At 40.3% G+C, this 14,467-nt stretch carries 15 protein-coding genes; all 15 read left to right on the top strand.

Going from position 1 to position 14,467, the window contains the following annotated elements; genetic code table 11:
- Window positions 1–74: 74 nt before the first annotated feature.
- The 15 genes from J6I68_RS06310 to J6I68_RS06240 all read left to right on the top strand — a co-directional run bounded on the left by J6I68_RS06310 (window position 75) and on the right by J6I68_RS06240 (window position 14,384).
- The gene (locus J6I68_RS06310; RefSeq protein ID WP_292218625.1) at window positions 75–944 is read left to right on the top strand and encodes a complex I subunit 1 family protein; all 870 of its coding nucleotides are present in this window, start codon (window positions 75–77) and stop codon (window positions 942–944) included.
- Between the two features lie 20 nt (window positions 945–964).
- A complete protein-coding gene (locus J6I68_RS17290) occupies window positions 965–1,642 on the top strand; it encodes an NADH-quinone oxidoreductase subunit B family protein (RefSeq protein ID WP_330622439.1) in 678 nt (225 codons plus the stop codon).
- Entirely contained in the window at window positions 1,642–1,974 is a 333-nt protein-coding gene (locus J6I68_RS06300; RefSeq protein WP_292218622.1) for an NADH-quinone oxidoreductase subunit C, read from the top strand. Before J6I68_RS17290 ends, J6I68_RS06300 begins: the two co-directional genes overlap by 1 nt.
- 13 nt (window positions 1,975–1,987) lie before the next feature.
- Window positions 1,988–3,067, top strand: a complete 1,080-nt coding sequence (locus J6I68_RS06295; protein WP_292218621.1) for a hydrogenase large subunit — start codon at window positions 1,988–1,990, stop codon at window positions 3,065–3,067.
- Between the two features lie 32 nt (window positions 3,068–3,099).
- Window positions 3,100–3,606 carry a 4Fe-4S binding protein gene (locus tag J6I68_RS06290; protein WP_292218619.1) on the top strand — a complete coding sequence of 169 codons (507 nt, stop codon included), beginning with the start codon at window positions 3,100–3,102 and terminating at the stop codon, window positions 3,604–3,606.
- Window positions 3,603–5,954 carry a carbamoyltransferase HypF gene (gene hypF, locus J6I68_RS06285; RefSeq protein WP_292218616.1) on the top strand — a complete coding sequence of 784 codons (2,352 nt, stop codon included), beginning with the start codon at window positions 3,603–3,605 and terminating at the stop codon, window positions 5,952–5,954. Before J6I68_RS06290 ends, hypF begins: the two co-directional genes overlap by 4 nt.
- 4 nt (window positions 5,955–5,958) lie before the next feature.
- Complete coding sequence (locus J6I68_RS06280) at window positions 5,959–6,174, top strand: HypC/HybG/HupF family hydrogenase formation chaperone (protein WP_292218613.1); 216 nt, start codon at window positions 5,959–5,961, stop codon at window positions 6,172–6,174.
- A gap of 3 nt (window positions 6,175–6,177) precedes the next feature.
- Window positions 6,178–7,221: a hydrogenase formation protein HypD gene (gene hypD, locus J6I68_RS06275; protein ID WP_292218611.1), complete on the top strand. Its 1,044-nt coding sequence runs from the start codon at window positions 6,178–6,180 to the stop codon at window positions 7,219–7,221.
- Between the two features lie 3 nt (window positions 7,222–7,224).
- A complete protein-coding gene (gene hypE, locus J6I68_RS06270) occupies window positions 7,225–8,235 on the top strand; it encodes a hydrogenase expression/formation protein HypE (RefSeq protein ID WP_292218608.1) in 1,011 nt (336 codons plus the stop codon).
- Window positions 8,236–8,285: 50 nt separating this feature from the next.
- Window positions 8,286–9,158: an adaptor protein MecA gene (locus tag J6I68_RS06265; RefSeq protein WP_292218607.1), complete on the top strand. Its 873-nt coding sequence runs from the start codon at window positions 8,286–8,288 to the stop codon at window positions 9,156–9,158.
- Between the two features lie 62 nt (window positions 9,159–9,220).
- Window positions 9,221–9,943: a pseudouridine synthase gene (locus J6I68_RS06260; protein WP_292218604.1), complete on the top strand. Its 723-nt coding sequence runs from the start codon at window positions 9,221–9,223 to the stop codon at window positions 9,941–9,943.
- 14 nt (window positions 9,944–9,957) lie between these two features.
- On the top strand, window positions 9,958–11,979 hold the full coding sequence (ligA, locus tag J6I68_RS06255; protein WP_292218602.1) for an NAD-dependent DNA ligase LigA: 2,022 nt from the start codon (window positions 9,958–9,960) through the stop codon (window positions 11,977–11,979).
- A gap of 27 nt (window positions 11,980–12,006) precedes the next feature.
- Window positions 12,007–12,972 carry a homoserine O-acetyltransferase MetA gene (metA, locus tag J6I68_RS06250; RefSeq protein WP_292218599.1) on the top strand — a complete coding sequence of 322 codons (966 nt, stop codon included), beginning with the start codon at window positions 12,007–12,009 and terminating at the stop codon, window positions 12,970–12,972.
- Window positions 12,973–13,000: 28 nt separating this feature from the next.
- On the top strand, window positions 13,001–13,837 hold the full coding sequence (locus J6I68_RS06245) for a polysaccharide deacetylase family protein (RefSeq protein WP_292218597.1): 837 nt from the start codon (window positions 13,001–13,003) through the stop codon (window positions 13,835–13,837).
- 64 nt (window positions 13,838–13,901) lie between these two features.
- The gene (locus tag J6I68_RS06240) at window positions 13,902–14,384 is read left to right on the top strand and encodes a hypothetical protein (protein WP_292218595.1); all 483 of its coding nucleotides are present in this window, start codon (window positions 13,902–13,904) and stop codon (window positions 14,382–14,384) included.
- The last annotated feature ends 83 nt before the right edge of the window (window positions 14,385–14,467 follow it).

The following is a 14,467-nucleotide window of genomic DNA, read 5'->3' as shown; positions in this document are numbered from 1 at the left end:
TTGAACCCTTGCATTTGGGTAGCAGCTGTACTTGTGGCAGTAATGCTTATCGTAGTAGTAGGAGGTGCTATCTGATGGAATACGGATTTATTATTAAAGCTTTACTTTATTTGATATTAGCACCGCTTCTTGGCGGATTATTATCAGGAACTGACAGACTCTTTGCAGCTCGTATGCAAGGAAGACAGGGTCCTCCGATCATTCAGCCATTTTATGATGTAAACAAGCTCCTTCATAAACAGACCACTGTTGTTAACAGTATCCAGATCCTTTTTGTAACAGGATACCTTATCATGACAGTATTTACAGGATGTTTGTTCTTTGGCGGCGGAGATATGCTTCTTGTATTCTTTGCGCTTTCAATGTCAGAAGTACTTATGGTCATGGCTGCTTTTTCAACCAATGGACCTTACAGTATCATGGGCGCACAGAGAGAGCTTCTTCAGATGATGTGCTATGAGCCTATGACACTTCTTGTTGCAATAGGATTTTACTATGCCCAGGGAAGTTTTATGGTTTCAGACCTTGTAAAGGCTGAAGCACCTGCAATCATCCAGCTTCCTGGCTTCTTTATCGGATTTGTGTTTATACTTATAATCAAGCTTCGTAAGTCACCATTTGACCTTAGTACTTCTCACCATATGCACCAGGAGATGGTAAAAGGTCTTACGACAGATCTTTCAGGTAGCAATCTTGCTTTTGTTGAGATCGCTGAGTGGTATGACACAATACTTATGATGGGTATCGTTGGAATGTTCTTTATTACAGCCAACCCTATCAGCAGAGTATGGGCTATAATCGCCATTATTGTTGTATTCTTCATTGAGACACTTATTGATAATATATTCCCACGAGTTAAATATATTACAATGCTCAAGGTAACATGGGCTGTAATCCTTGTATTTGCGGGAACAAATCTTTTGATTCTTAATGTACTTAAGTAAAACGAAAGGGATATAAATCAATGAATATAGCTAAATCACCATGGGTGTTACATTATGATGGATCCAGCTGTAATGGCTGTGATATAGAAGTTCTTGCAACTATGACTCCAATGTATGATGTGGAGAGATTTGGAATTATCAACACTGGTAATCCAAAACATGCAGATGTTCTGCTCCTTACAGGCGGTATTAATGCTCAGACTGCTCCTGTAGTAAGACAGCTCTACAATATGATGCCAGATCCTAAGGTAGTAGTTGCATGCGGTATTTGCGCCTGCGACGGAGGAATCTTTAAGGACTGCTACAACATTTTAGGTGGCGCTGATAAGGTAGTTCCTGTTGACGTATATGTACCAGGATGTGCAGTAAGACCTGAAGCGCTTATTGAAGGCGTTGTTAAGGCTGTTGGACTTCTTGAAGAAAAGAGAAAGAAACTTAAAGAATCACTTAAGCAGGGCTACTGCTCAGTTGATTACAGCAAGATGGCTATTCATATGACTGCTGACGACTATGATCCTAGCAACCAGTATGATGCTGTCCTTACAGAAGAAGCTCTTCGCCAGCAGGCAGAAGAGAAGATCAAAGCTTCTGCAAAACCTGCAGCACCTGCAGCTAAACCCGCAGTAAATGCAGCAGCTGCACCAAAGCCTGCAGCAGCACCTGCAGCTCCTGTTGCTGAGAAAGGGGATAATGCATAATGAATACAGAATTTATAAATGTAAATCCTGAGAGCATCATTGATGAGTCTCAGAAGCTTAAATTTGCTGGTTATCATCTTATTCAGCAGTGCGCTACAAGAGTTCCAGATGCTTACGAGCTTATCTATACTTTTGGTAAAGATCTGGAGATGAAAAATCTTAAGATGACACTTCCTGAAGACCAGGAAATCTCAAGTATCACAAGCATTTATCCATGTGCTTTTATATATGAGAACGAGATGCATGATCTGTTTGGTGTACAGATCAAGATGATCAATATTGACTATGAAGGTAAGCTCTATAGAACCGCAATAGAGACACCATTTAAATAATCGGAGGGAAGAAATGTCAACAAGAAGTGTAATTCCATTTGGACCCCAGCATCCGGTTCTTCCAGAACCAATCCACCTTGACCTTGTAATGGAGGATGAGAAGGTTGTAGAAGCAATTCCATCAATCGGCTTTATCCACAGAGGTCTTGAGAAGCTGGTAGATAAAAAAGACTTTAATGAAATGGTATATGTAGCAGAGCGAATCTGCGGAATCTGCTCACTTGGCCATGGCCTTGGATATTCTGAGGCTGTTGAGCACATCATGGACATTGATGTACCTTCAAGAGCTAAGTACCTTCGTACAATCTGGTCAGAACTTTCAAGAGTACATTCTCACCTCCTCTGGCTTGGACTTTTAGCTGATGCTTTCGGTTTTGAGAGCCTTTATATGGAGTGCTGGAGACTTCGTGAAGAAGCTCTTGATATGTTTGAAGCATCTACAGGTGGCCGAGTTATCTTTTCAGTAATGAAAGTCGGCGGCATCAGAAGAGATGTATCAGATGAGATGCTCAAGGACTTCTATCAGAGAATTAACAAGATGGAAGAGCAGCTAAACACAATCGCTAAGCCATTCCTTAATGATATGGCTGTTCAGACCAGACTTCGCGGCGTTGGTGTTCTTACACCAGAGCAGGCTGATGCTCTTGGATGCGCTGGACCATTCCTTCGTGCCAGCGGAATAGCAAGAGATATCCGTACTACTGGATACTGTGCATATGGAGATGTGGATTTTGAGCCTATCATCAGCACTGAAGGTGATTCATATGCAAGAACTGAGTGTCGTATAAAAGAGATTTTCCAGGCCTTTGATATTATCCGTCAGTGCATTGACAAGATGCCTGCTGGTGACATTGATGTTCCTGTAAAGGGAATGCCAAATGGCGAATATGTCATGAGAATAGAGCAGCCTCGTGGTGAAGCAATTTACTACGTAAAGGCTAACGGAAGCAAGTTTATAGATAGAATGAGAGTCCGCACTCCCACATTTGCAAATCTTTCTGGTCTCGTTGAAACTCTTAAAGGTTGTGACCTTGCTGATGTGCCAATTCTTGTACTTACAATTGACCCATGTATCAGCTGTACTGAGAGATAACTAGTAGATGGTAGGATGAGAAGGAGTATAAGATGGCTTTAATAAACTTTAATAAAACTGTATTACATAATCTTGTGTCCAAGCCTAAGACTAGAAAGGCTGAGAAGGAATATCCTGTTGGCACAAGAGGACATGTTGAAAATGATATGGATCTTTGTATTTTATGTGGTCTGTGTTCAATTAAATGTCCTACACATGCAATTACAGTTGATAAAAACGAAAAGACTTGGTCAATCAGGCCTATGAGCTGTATTCAGTGCAGATGCTGTGTTGATAACTGCCCTAAGAAATCACTTTCCATGGGGCTTAGATTCCAGGAACCTGGCACTGAAAAGTTAACTAAGACCTTTAAGCAGTCAGAAAAGGCTATAGCTGCTCAGGAAGCTCTTATGAAGGCTGCAAAAGAGCGTGCAGCAGCCGCAGCAGCTGCCAAGGCAGCGGCAGCAAACGCAGCAGGCGCACCTGCACCTGCAACTGCAGCACCAGAAAAGGCACCTGCAGCACCTGCGCAGGCAACTCAGGATCAGAACAAAGAATGATAAAAGAAATATTGGTTAAAGGGGCGGTACAGGGTGTTGGTTATCGCCCCTTTATTGCTTATAAAGCAGAAGAACTGAATATTTCAGGTTTTGTAAAGAACATTGGAGCCGCAGTTTTGATCCTGGCAATTGGTCCGGAAGATAAACTTAAGGCTTTAGTTTCGTTTATTAAAACAGATTCCCCTGCAGGTTCATTTATTCTGGATGTTAGGATTAGGGACCTCGATGAGATACCTGATGAGCTAAAAGGCCATGAATCTTCATTTAGAATAATTGATAGTACAGATCTTGACCTTTCATCTGATATTCCTGTTTTTTTACCTGACATCGGAATATGTGATGACTGTATAAAGGAAATATTTGAAGGTACAGATAGGAGAAAAAGATATTACCTTAACAGCTGCGCAGTATGTGGCCCAAGGATAAGTATTTTGAATTCGCTGCCATATGACAGGCATAATACGACCATTGGCAGATTTAAAACCTGCAGTAAATGTGATAATGAATACAAAATTGGACGAAGGAGATTTGCTCAGGGGCTTTCCTGCAATGACTGTGGACCTAAGATCTGTCTACTTTATAAACATGAAAATGTTAGACTTAGTGCAGAGAATGGACAAGCAACAGAAATAGCAGAAAATATCCTTAAAGAAGGCGGAGTAATAGGTCTTAAAGGTGTTGCCGGATATCAGCTTGTCTGCAAACCCACAAGAGAAAATGCCATAAGACTAAGAGCATTAAAGCATAGAGAAAATAAACCCTTCGCAATCATGTTCTATGATGAGAGCGTAGTGTCAGAATATGCCTTTGTTTCGGAAAAGGAAAAGGATCTTCTAAGATCCTCTGCAAGACCCATAGTTCTTTTAAAAAAGAAACATGATTTTGATGATGAGGTGGTAAGAGGCAGCGATTATATAGGTGCATTTTTACCATCAGCAGGAATACACTGCGTTTTAACAAAAGAAGTTGGTCCGCTTATTGTTACAAGTGCCAATTCATCGGATGAGCCCATAATCATAAACGACGATGAGTTTATGAATACATTTTTTGACCTGTCAGATGGTGAAAAGACTTCCGTAGATGGATGCTTGTATCATGATCTTGAGATAAATATGCCAATGGATGACTCTGTGGCATTTGTTATATCAGACACTTTTGGAAGTACCAGCCAGTTCATAAGAAGAAGCAGAGGGTATGCACCGCTTCCGGTTCTTTTGGATGACAGATGCGAAAAGCTCCATAAAAACAACGTAGTTCTTGCTTTTGGCGGAGATTTAAAGAGCACCTTTTCTATAGGCCACAATGATAAGATACTATTAAGTCAGCAAATCGGCGATCTTGAGGACTATGGCTGCCAAAAAAACTATAAAACTCTACTTCAGCAGTACTTTGATATATTTAAGCAAAACCCAAATATTTTTGTTTGTGACATGCATCCCTTATATAATTCTGTAAGAATTGCCAGAGAAGAAGCTGTTAAAAAGGGCATTAAGCTGGTTGAACTTCAGCATCATTTTGCCCATACCTACAGTGTCATGGCTGAAAACAACCTGGAAAGTGCCATTGGTGTTTCCTTTGACGGAACTGGGTACGGTGCTGATGGTGCAATTTGGGGCGGAGAGTTTTTGTATTGCAATGGCCTTAAAATGACAAGAATGGGCCACTTATCTTACATCAATATGGTTGGCGGCGATAACGCTTCAAAAAATGCGCTTCAGACAAGAAAATGCTATGAGAATATGGCTATCAAAGCAGGCCTTTTAGATAGTAATTGTACTGAAAAATCCGGTAATGATGCTATTTTATCTGCTGCTCTTAATAATAAAGAATTATGTTTTTACTCTTCAAGCATGGGAAGGCTTTTCGATGCGGTATCATCGCTTCTTGACTTAGGGGATTACAATTCCTATGAGGGCGAATGTGCAATAAACCTTGAAAAGATAGCATCCAAATTTGAAGAAGGTAACCTGGAAAGTCACTACCCGGATCTTAAATTTGATATTACAATATCCGAAAAGGGAATCATACCGGACCAGACAAAGCTCTTTTCAGATATGATTAAATGCCAGGCTACTGGTAAATATGACATAATTGCAATATCTTATGGCTTTCATATGGCAATAGTTGATATGATAGTCAGATGTTGCATGATCATAAGAGAAGAAAATGGCGAAAATAACGTCTGCCTCTCTGGCGGTGTATTTAACAACAGACTAATTCTGACAAAGAGCATTGTAGCTCTTACGGAGCAGGATTTTGAGGTTTTCTGGAATCAGAAAGTGCCTCTTGGAGATGGCGGTATTTCACTTGGACAGGGTTACTACGGCCTAATGTATGAAAAGGAATAATAATATGTGCGTTGCAATACCAGGAACAGTAATAAAACTTGATGGAACAAAAGCTACCGTTGATTTTAGCGGTAATATCGTAAATGCAGAGGCGGGACTTGTTAATGTAAAAGTCGGCGACAAGGTCCTTGTTCATGCAGGCTGTATCATCCAGACCATGGATGAGGATATGGCAAATGAAATGGAAGAGCTCTATAAAGAAATCGAGGATCTTGCATAATTTATGGATAACAAGTATCTGGACAATATTATAAACGAACTAAAAAACTATGATGGTCCTGAAATCCGTTTGATGGAGGTTTGTGGTACCCATACAGCTGCAATTTCTGAAAATGGTATCCCGTCACTTTTATCTGACAAGATAAAGCTCATATCAGGACCTGGTTGTCCTGTCTGCGTAACAGTTACAGCTGTAATAGACAGGCTTATTGAGCTTTCGCTCATGGAAAATACCTGTGTTCTTACATTTGGTGATCTCATAAGAGTAAAGGGTACTAAGGGTTCCCTTGCAGATGCTAAAGGTGATGGAGCCAGGGTAAAAATGGTCTATTCGCCAATGGACAGCATTAAACTTGCAAAAGAAAACCCTTTAATGAATTATGTCTTTGCTGCAATTGGTTTTGAGACAACAACGCCAGTTTATGCACTGCTGATAGAAGAAGCAAAAAAGCTTGGCCTTAAAAACCTTAAGATCCTGACCTCTTTAAAAACAATGCCTGAAGTTATCAGGTGGGTTGTCAAAAATGGCAGTAATATCGACGGATTCATCGCGCCAGGCCATGTGGCTGCTGTAACAGGTGGCAAGATTTTTGAGGAGCTTTCAAAAGAGCTTCAGATACCCTTTGTGGTTTCGGGCTTTGAAGGAGAGCAGCTCATCTTAACCATCTATGCCCTTGTAAAAATGGCTGGCAAAGGCGGATACAAGAACCTTTATAAATCTGTTGTCAGTGAAGCAGGTAACCTGCAAGCAAAGGAAATGGTTGAAAAGTACTTTGAAACATCCGATTCTTTCTGGAGAGGAATAGGAAAGATCAAGGGCTCAGGAATGACTCTTAGACCTGAGTTTATGGAATTTGATGCTGGAAGTATCGGTCTTGATGAGGATCATGAACCTGCTGGCTGCAGATGTGCCAGCGTTCTTGTGGGAGCTATAAGTCCCCACGAATGTCCTTTGTTTGGAAAAAAATGTACTCCGGACAATGCACATGGGGCATGCATGGTTTCTACAGAAGGAAGCTGCTATAATTACTTTATTTCCGGGAGATAAAAGATGAAGATAACAATGGCGCATGGAAGCGGCGGAGAATCTACTTCCAGGCTTATAGAAGATGTTTTTGCAAAATACTTTAATAATGAATTTCTTTCTGAACTTTCAGATTCTGCTGTAGTTCCAGGATCCTCAAAACTTGCCATAACAACAGACAGTTTTGTTGTGACACCTATTCTTTTCCCAGGTGGAGATATAGGAAGGCTTTCAGTTTGCGGAACAGTTAACGACCTATTAATGAGCGGGGCAGTTCCCAAGTATATAACCTGCGGATGTATCCTTGAAGAGGGTCTTGATATGGAAATCCTTGAGAAGGTCATAGCATCTATGGCTGAGACTGCTAAAGAAGCGGGCGTCATAGTTGTAACAGGAGATACAAAGGTTGTGGAAAAACACAGCGATGTTTCAGGGCTTATCATCAATACATCAGGTGTTGGCTTTATTCCTGAAGGACAGATCATACCAGGACCTTCAAAGCTTGAAGATGGTGATAAGATCATCGTTTCTGGTAATCTTGGAGACCATCATGCTACAATCCTGGGAAGCAGAATGGGCATAGAAAATGATATAAGATCAGATAATGCACCACTTGTAGAAATGACGAGAAAGCTCATGGATGCTGGCCTTATAGTTCATGCCATGAGAGACGTTACAAGAGGCGGACTTGGAACAGTACTTAACGAATTTGTAAACGCTTCAAAGTGTTCAATAATACTTAATGAGACAGATCTTCCAGTATCAGCTTCAGTTAAGGATTTTTGCGGGATTTTAGGTCTTGACCCTATGTACATGGGCAATGAAGGTAAAATGGTTATCTCAGTCAGTGCTAAGGATGCAGAAAAAGCTCTTTTGCTCATAAAAGAATCAAAATATGGGGAAAACGCAAAAATCATCGGAGAGGTTAAAAAAGAAAAGGAAAGTTCCGATAATACTAATGTGATCGTGACCACGAAAATTGGCGGAAAGCGCGTGGTTGGGCCAATGTATGGTGAGGGACTTCCAAGAATCTGTTAATTGTGTTATCATACGGCAAGAAGAGTAGACTTTTAATTTATAGGTGAAAAATGGAATTTAAGAGAATCGATAAAGATACAGTAAATTGCATCATCACTGAAGATGATATGTTTGAACAGGGCATTAAGCTGGAGGACCTCTTTGAAAAAAAGAAAGAGGCTATGGACTTTTTGCATGAGGTAATGAAGAAAGCAGAAGAAGAGGTTGATTACAAACCAACAGGATCATTTATGCCTCTTCAGATAACAGTGCTTCCTGATCACTCAGTATCCCTTACACTTTCTGAAAATGCCTCAGCTTCTTTTAGTGAGATACTTAAAAATCTTACAGATAAGGCTGGGATCAAACTACCTAAGCAGGTTCTTGAAGATATTGGAGATTCTGCCAATGAGGAGAGGCTTAACAGACTTAATGAGTATTTAAAGAGCCTTAAACAGATCACCAATTCTGTTAAGGATATGATAGAAGAAAACGATATCGTCAAGGATAAGTCTGATAAGATAGCACTTAATAGCAATGCCACTGTTGAGAGCTCAGGTAAGCTTGCTGACAAACTTACTACCAAGGCTTCCAAAAAGGATTCTAAAGATGCTAAGGATAAGGATCTAAACAGGCTCAAGTTCCATGAATACGTATTCACTTTTGCGGATCTTAAGACTGTTTCAAGGTTCTGCGTTAAAGTTCCAACTGGAGTTAATATCATAAGCTCCTTATACAAGAATAAGGCAGATGGCCAGTATTATTTAGACCTTAAAAGAGATCAGGAAGATCCTAAGATTTTTGCTTCACTCTTTACAATGGCTTATGAGTTTGGACATTTCCAGGCAAGCAATCCATACGTGATCTCTCATATCAAGGAGAACTTTGAGTGCCTTATTGAGGAACATGCAATTGAACAGCTGTCATCCCTTTCTACTATGTGAGTTTAACGTCATATTAGGAGCGGTCCATAAATGTGACCGTTCCTTTTCTTTTACGTGATATAATGGAAAAAGATTTTATGCGCCTTAATAAATTCATCTCTTCCTGCGGAATATGCTCAAGAAGAGAAGCTGACAAGTTAATATCAAGTGGACGTATCACAGTAAACGGACTTATTCCTCTTCCAGGGGACAGTGTAAGTGATACAGACAGGGTCTGTCTTGACGGAAAAGAGATAACCCTGAAAAATAACAGCACATATCTCGCTTACTATAAGCCTGTTGGAACTGTATGTACCAAAAATGATCCGCATGCTAAAAGGACCATATATGATGATCTTGGTGAAAGCGGTTCTTTAACCTATGCTGGAAGGCTTGATAAGGACTCTGAGGGCCTTCTTATCATTACAGATGATGGAAAGCTTATAGATGCCATGATGAGAGGCAGAAATGCCCATGAAAAAGAGTATGTTGTTACTGTAGATAAGAAGCTAAGTGCTGATTTCTTATCTAAAATGGGTAAGGGCATATATTTAAAGGACCTTGATAAAACAACAAGGCCCTGTAAGATATGGGCTACTGGAGAGGATTCTTTTCACATTGTGCTGACACAGGGCCTGAACAGGCAGATAAGGCGAATGTGCAGCGAGCTTGGCATGGACGTTAAGAGTCTTAAACGAGTAAGGATCATGAGTATTGTCCTTGATGATCTAAATCTTAAACCGGGGGAGTTCGTCAGTTTATCTGACGAAGCGGTAAAAAAACTATATCAGGAAACTGGTATTTGATGGGGAGGCTTTTTATGGCATCAGAAGAAATAAAAAGTGAGTATTTAAAGCTAGTTGGGGAAATCAGGCACCATATGGACCTTTACTATAACCAGGATACTCCTGAAATTTCTGATTACGAATACGATCAGCTTATGCAGCGCCTTAAGGCAATTGAGAAAGATAACCCGGAGCTTGTTACCAAGGATTCTCCAAGCCAGGTGGTTGGCGGAACTGCAAAGCGTGAAGCAGGGGTAAAGATAACCCACAATGTTCCTATGCTTTCTATAGAGGATGTTTTCAACTACGATGATGTCAGGGCTTTTATTAACAGAGTCCATGAAAAGCATCCGGATGCAAAATTCTCTGTTGAACAAAAAATCGACGGTCTTTCATTAACCCTTAGATATAATCATAGTGACCATGATGGAAAGTTACATCTGTCTCTTGCAGAAACAAGGGGAGATGGGCTTATTGGCGAGGATGTTACTGCAAATGCCCTTGTTATCCCTGACGTTCAAAAAGTCATTGATCTTCCTTATGACTATTTGGAGCTTAGGGGCGAAGTTTATATGTCCCATGACTCTTTTGAAGCATACAACTTAGCCCAGGAAAAGGAAGGTAAAAAGCTTGCAGCAAATCCAAGAAATCTTGCGGCTGGAACCTTAAGACAGCTTGATCCAGAGATAACAAAAAGTCGTGGCCTTAAGATGTTTGTCTTTAATGTTCAGGATGGACCTGTAGATTTTCGCTCATCCCATTGCAGATCCATGGATCTTCTTGAAAAGAGCGGTGTTAAGACAGTTTTTCACAGGCTTTGCGAAAATGCTGATGAAGTGATATCTGCAATTGAAGAGATTGGAGAAATGAGGCAGAACCTTGAGTTTGATCTTGATGGCGCTGTAGTAAAGGTTGATAACGTAGAGTGGAGAAACGAATTTCCAGCTGGAAGCAAGTATTCAAGCGGACATATTGCATATAAGTATCCTCCTGAGGAACGCATAATTGAGATGGACGAGATCCTTGTTGATGTAGGAAGAACTGGAAAACTTACATTTACAGGGAGCTTCCATGATCCTGAAACAGGTAAGCCGGCAAGACTCTGTGGTACCAGTGTTTCAAGAGCTACACTTCATAATCAGGACTATATAACAGACATGAAGATTGGTATTGGCGGCCATTATAAACTCTTTAAGAGCGGAGAGATCATTCCCAAGCTAAATGGCTGCGTAAAAGAACCAGCTGTAGTTTATAAAGCTCCTGATAAATGTCCCGTTTGCGGAGGACATCTTGTAAGGGAAGCTGATACTGCAGATATAAGGTGTGTAAATCCTACATGTCCGGCACAGATAACAAGAACAATTGCATACTTTGCTTCAAGAGATGCAATGAATATCATGGGGCTTGGTGATACACTAGTAGAAGCACTTGTAGGTGAAGGTTATCTTCACAGCTATGTAGATATTTATCATCTGAAAGAATACAGAGATGAGCTCATAGCTAAAGGCATTATTGGTAAAGAAAAAAATACCGATAAGCTCCTTTTGGAAATTGAAAGATCTAAAGAAAATGATCCTGTAAGACTACTTACTGGCCTTGCTATAAGAAATGTCGGTAAATCCACAGCACGTGAGATCATGAAGCATTTTGACAACCTAATGGATCTTGCCAAAGTCACAAAGGACGGATTTTTGCAGATACCAGATATTGGTGAGACTACAGCTGATGATCTCTATGAGTTTTTCCATGATGAAAAGACTCTGATGATACTTACCAGGATGCAGGAGCTTGGACTTAACATGACAGCCGTAAAGGACGAAGGAGCTTCTGATAAGCTTGCAGGGATGACTATAGTTGTAACAGGAACCCTTCCAACACTTGGCAGAAAAGAAGCTGAAGAGCTCATTGTTAAAAATGGTGGAAAGGCTTCAGGAAGCGTTTCCAAAAAGACAAGCCTTGTACTTGCAGGAGAAGCTGCAGGCAGTAAGCTGACAAAGGCTAATGAACTTGGAATAAAGGTTATTGACGAACAGACTTTTCTTGATATGCTTAATTAATAAACTCTAGAAGTGGAGAGACCTAAGATGCCTATCAAAGTACAAAATGACCTGCCAGTCAGGGACATATTAGAAAAAGAAAATATATTTGTAGTTGATGAAAACAGGGCTATGCACCAGGATATCAGATCACTTCAGATCTGTATCCTGAATTTGATGCCCCTTAAGGAGGACACTGAGCTTCAGCTCCTTAGGTCCCTGTCAAATACACCTCTTCAGATAGATGTTTCCTTCATGCAGATGAGTTCACATCATTCATCTAATACATCACCTAACCATCTGAACAGGTTTTATAACACCTTTGATGAGCTTAAAGAAAATACCTACGACGGACTAATAATTACCGGAGCTCCAGTGGAGCAGATGGCATTTGAAGAAGTTGACTACTGGGATGAACTCTGCAGAGTCTTTGAATGGTCAAAAGTCAATGTAACATCAACTTTCCATATTTGCTGGGGTGCTCAGGCTGGTATCTATTATCACTATGGCATCGATAAAAAGCCTCTTTCAGCCAAAAGATTTGGCATCTACCAGCACAGAGTTCTCAATAGAAAAGTTCCTCTTGTAAGAGGCTTTGATGATGTTTTTTTGATGCCTCATTCAAGGCATACTGAGACTCCTGCTGATGAGATACATGCATGTGATGATCTTGTAGTTCTTGCTGAATCCGAGGTGGCTGGTGTTTTCCTTTGCATGAACAGATCAGGAAGTCAGATCTTTGCAATGGGTCATGCTGAGTATGACAGACTTACCCTGGACTCTGAGTATAAAAGAGATCTGTCAAAGGGCCTTGAGATTGATATGCCAATAAATTATTATCCGGACAACGATCCAGAAAAGAAGCCTGACCTTGTCTGGAGAGGACATGCTAATAATCTTTACTCAAACTGGCTTAACTACTACGTATATCAGAATACTCCTTATAAGTGGGGGCAGATCCTGGATGAGGAAAAGAGAGTAATGGCTCATAAAGATCTCACCCAGAAAGTTTGAAAAAAGCTTTAAAGAAAGGAAAAGTACAATGTCAAAGGCGCGTAAACTTCGAAATATCTATACAACTTTTCCTGAGGGAAGGCACAAGGTACTGACCCTTAGCTATGATGATGGAAAAATTCCCGACAGAAAGCTTGTAGCTCTTTTTAATGAGCATGGATTAAAGGGAACATTTAACGTTAATTCTGGCCTTGAGAAAAATAAGTTCAAAAATGATTATGATGAGCGGATTCCAATGTCAGAATATAAAAAGCTCTACAAAGGCCATGAAATAGCCTGCCACAGCGTTTTGCACCCAACCATTGCAAGAAGTCCCAAAGAGCAGATGGTAAGGCAGATAATTGAAGACAGACGAAGTCTGGAAGAAATCATGGGATACACTGTTAGAGGCTTTGCTTATCCAAATGGTTCATGTAGCGAAGATGTAAAAGATGCTCTTAAAGCCTGCGGAATCAGACATGCAAGGACAGTTGTTTCAACTCACAGCTACGATATGCCAACGGATTTTCTTATGTGGAATCCAACATGCCATCATGGCGATTCCTCATTCGAAGACCTTTACAAGGATTTTATAAAAGTCCACAAAAGACAGTATATGTACATGCTCTATGTCTGGGGACACAGCTATGAGTTTGAAAGAGATAAAAACTTTGACATAATCGAAAAGTTTTCTAAAAAAATTGAGAACAAATCAGACATCTGGTATGCAACCAACATTGAAATTGTAGATTACCTTGATAGGGCAGAGCGGGTACAAGTCTCTGTTAATGGGGATTTTGCCTATAATCCAAGTGCTGAAAGTATATGGCTTGAAGTTGATAAAAAAATAATTGAGCTTAAGGGTGGCAAATGCACTGAGTTGTAATTTTCTTTTTAATAAGTTAAAATATATATGTTAAGTCGTTAACTTTAAAAAAGGAGAATTGCTTATGCCTCTTAATATTGAAAACGATGATGCTGCAGTAAAAACTGAGGAGCTTAAGAAAAAACCTACTAAAAAGACTAAAGAAATGCTTGAGGAAAACTCAAAGCAGATCGAAGAACTTGAAGCTTCACAGAAAGAGTTAGGTGAAGAACTGGCAGCTCTTATGAAGGAAGAAGAGGCTCTTGGGGATAAATCTGCCCTTAAGATGAAGGTTACTCATAAGAAATATGGCGAAGGCGTTGTTACAAGCCAGGATGGCAAATACATCGAGGTTAAATTCTCTGATGTAGTTAAGAAGTTTGTGCTTCCGGGCTGTATCGCAGAAAAATACCTTGAAGTTGACGATGATGCTATCCTTGAATACTACATCAAGTGCAACGAGATCCATCAGAAGAAAATGGCCATTGAACTTAAGATCAAGTCTGCAACCTATGCGATCCAGAGACATGAGGATGCAATAGACAGACTTAAATCAAAACTTAAATAATTAAAAATTAGACAAGACACGGGGACGGTTCTACTGACACGGGGACGGTTCTACTGTCAGGTTTTATCTAAGTAAAACCTGAC

Origin of the sequence: Butyrivibrio sp. (assembly GCF_017940685.1) — a bacterium.
Taxonomy (GTDB): domain Bacteria; phylum Bacillota; class Clostridia; order Lachnospirales; family Lachnospiraceae; genus Butyrivibrio.
The sequence above is the reverse complement of the archived record's forward strand: the minus strand, read 5'-3'. Positions and strand labels throughout refer to the sequence as shown.

What these genes read in the sequence shown, in the direction of transcription:
- J6I68_RS06245 (WP_292218597.1), top strand. Translation starts at nt 13,001, where the DNA reads ATGTCAAAGGCGCGTAAACTTCGAAATATCTATACAACTTTTCCTGAG.
- ligA (WP_292218602.1), top strand. Translation starts at nt 9,958, where the DNA reads ATGGCATCAGAAGAAATAAAAAGTGAGTATTTAAAGCTAGTTGGGGAA.
- hypD (WP_292218611.1), top strand. Translation starts at nt 6,178, where the DNA reads ATGGATAACAAGTATCTGGACAATATTATAAACGAACTAAAAAACTAT.
- J6I68_RS06265 (WP_292218607.1), top strand. Translation starts at nt 8,286, where the DNA reads ATGGAATTTAAGAGAATCGATAAAGATACAGTAAATTGCATCATCACT.
- J6I68_RS06260 (WP_292218604.1), top strand. Translation starts at nt 9,221, where the DNA reads ATGGAAAAAGATTTTATGCGCCTTAATAAATTCATCTCTTCCTGCGGA.
- J6I68_RS06300 (WP_292218622.1), top strand. Translation starts at nt 1,642, where the DNA reads ATGAATACAGAATTTATAAATGTAAATCCTGAGAGCATCATTGATGAG.
- J6I68_RS06240 (WP_292218595.1), top strand. Translation starts at nt 13,902, where the DNA reads ATGCCTCTTAATATTGAAAACGATGATGCTGCAGTAAAAACTGAGGAG.
- J6I68_RS06295 (WP_292218621.1), top strand. Translation starts at nt 1,988, where the DNA reads ATGTCAACAAGAAGTGTAATTCCATTTGGACCCCAGCATCCGGTTCTT.
- J6I68_RS17290 (WP_330622439.1), top strand. Translation starts at nt 965, where the DNA reads ATGAATATAGCTAAATCACCATGGGTGTTACATTATGATGGATCCAGC.
- J6I68_RS06290 (WP_292218619.1), top strand. Translation starts at nt 3,100, where the DNA reads ATGGCTTTAATAAACTTTAATAAAACTGTATTACATAATCTTGTGTCC.
- hypE (WP_292218608.1), top strand. Translation starts at nt 7,225, where the DNA reads ATGAAGATAACAATGGCGCATGGAAGCGGCGGAGAATCTACTTCCAGG.
- metA (WP_292218599.1), top strand. Translation starts at nt 12,007, where the DNA reads ATGCCTATCAAAGTACAAAATGACCTGCCAGTCAGGGACATATTAGAA.
- J6I68_RS06280 (WP_292218613.1), top strand. Translation starts at nt 5,959, where the DNA reads ATGTGCGTTGCAATACCAGGAACAGTAATAAAACTTGATGGAACAAAA.
- hypF (WP_292218616.1), top strand. Translation starts at nt 3,603, where the DNA reads ATGATAAAAGAAATATTGGTTAAAGGGGCGGTACAGGGTGTTGGTTAT.
- J6I68_RS06310 (WP_292218625.1), top strand. Translation starts at nt 75, where the DNA reads ATGGAATACGGATTTATTATTAAAGCTTTACTTTATTTGATATTAGCA.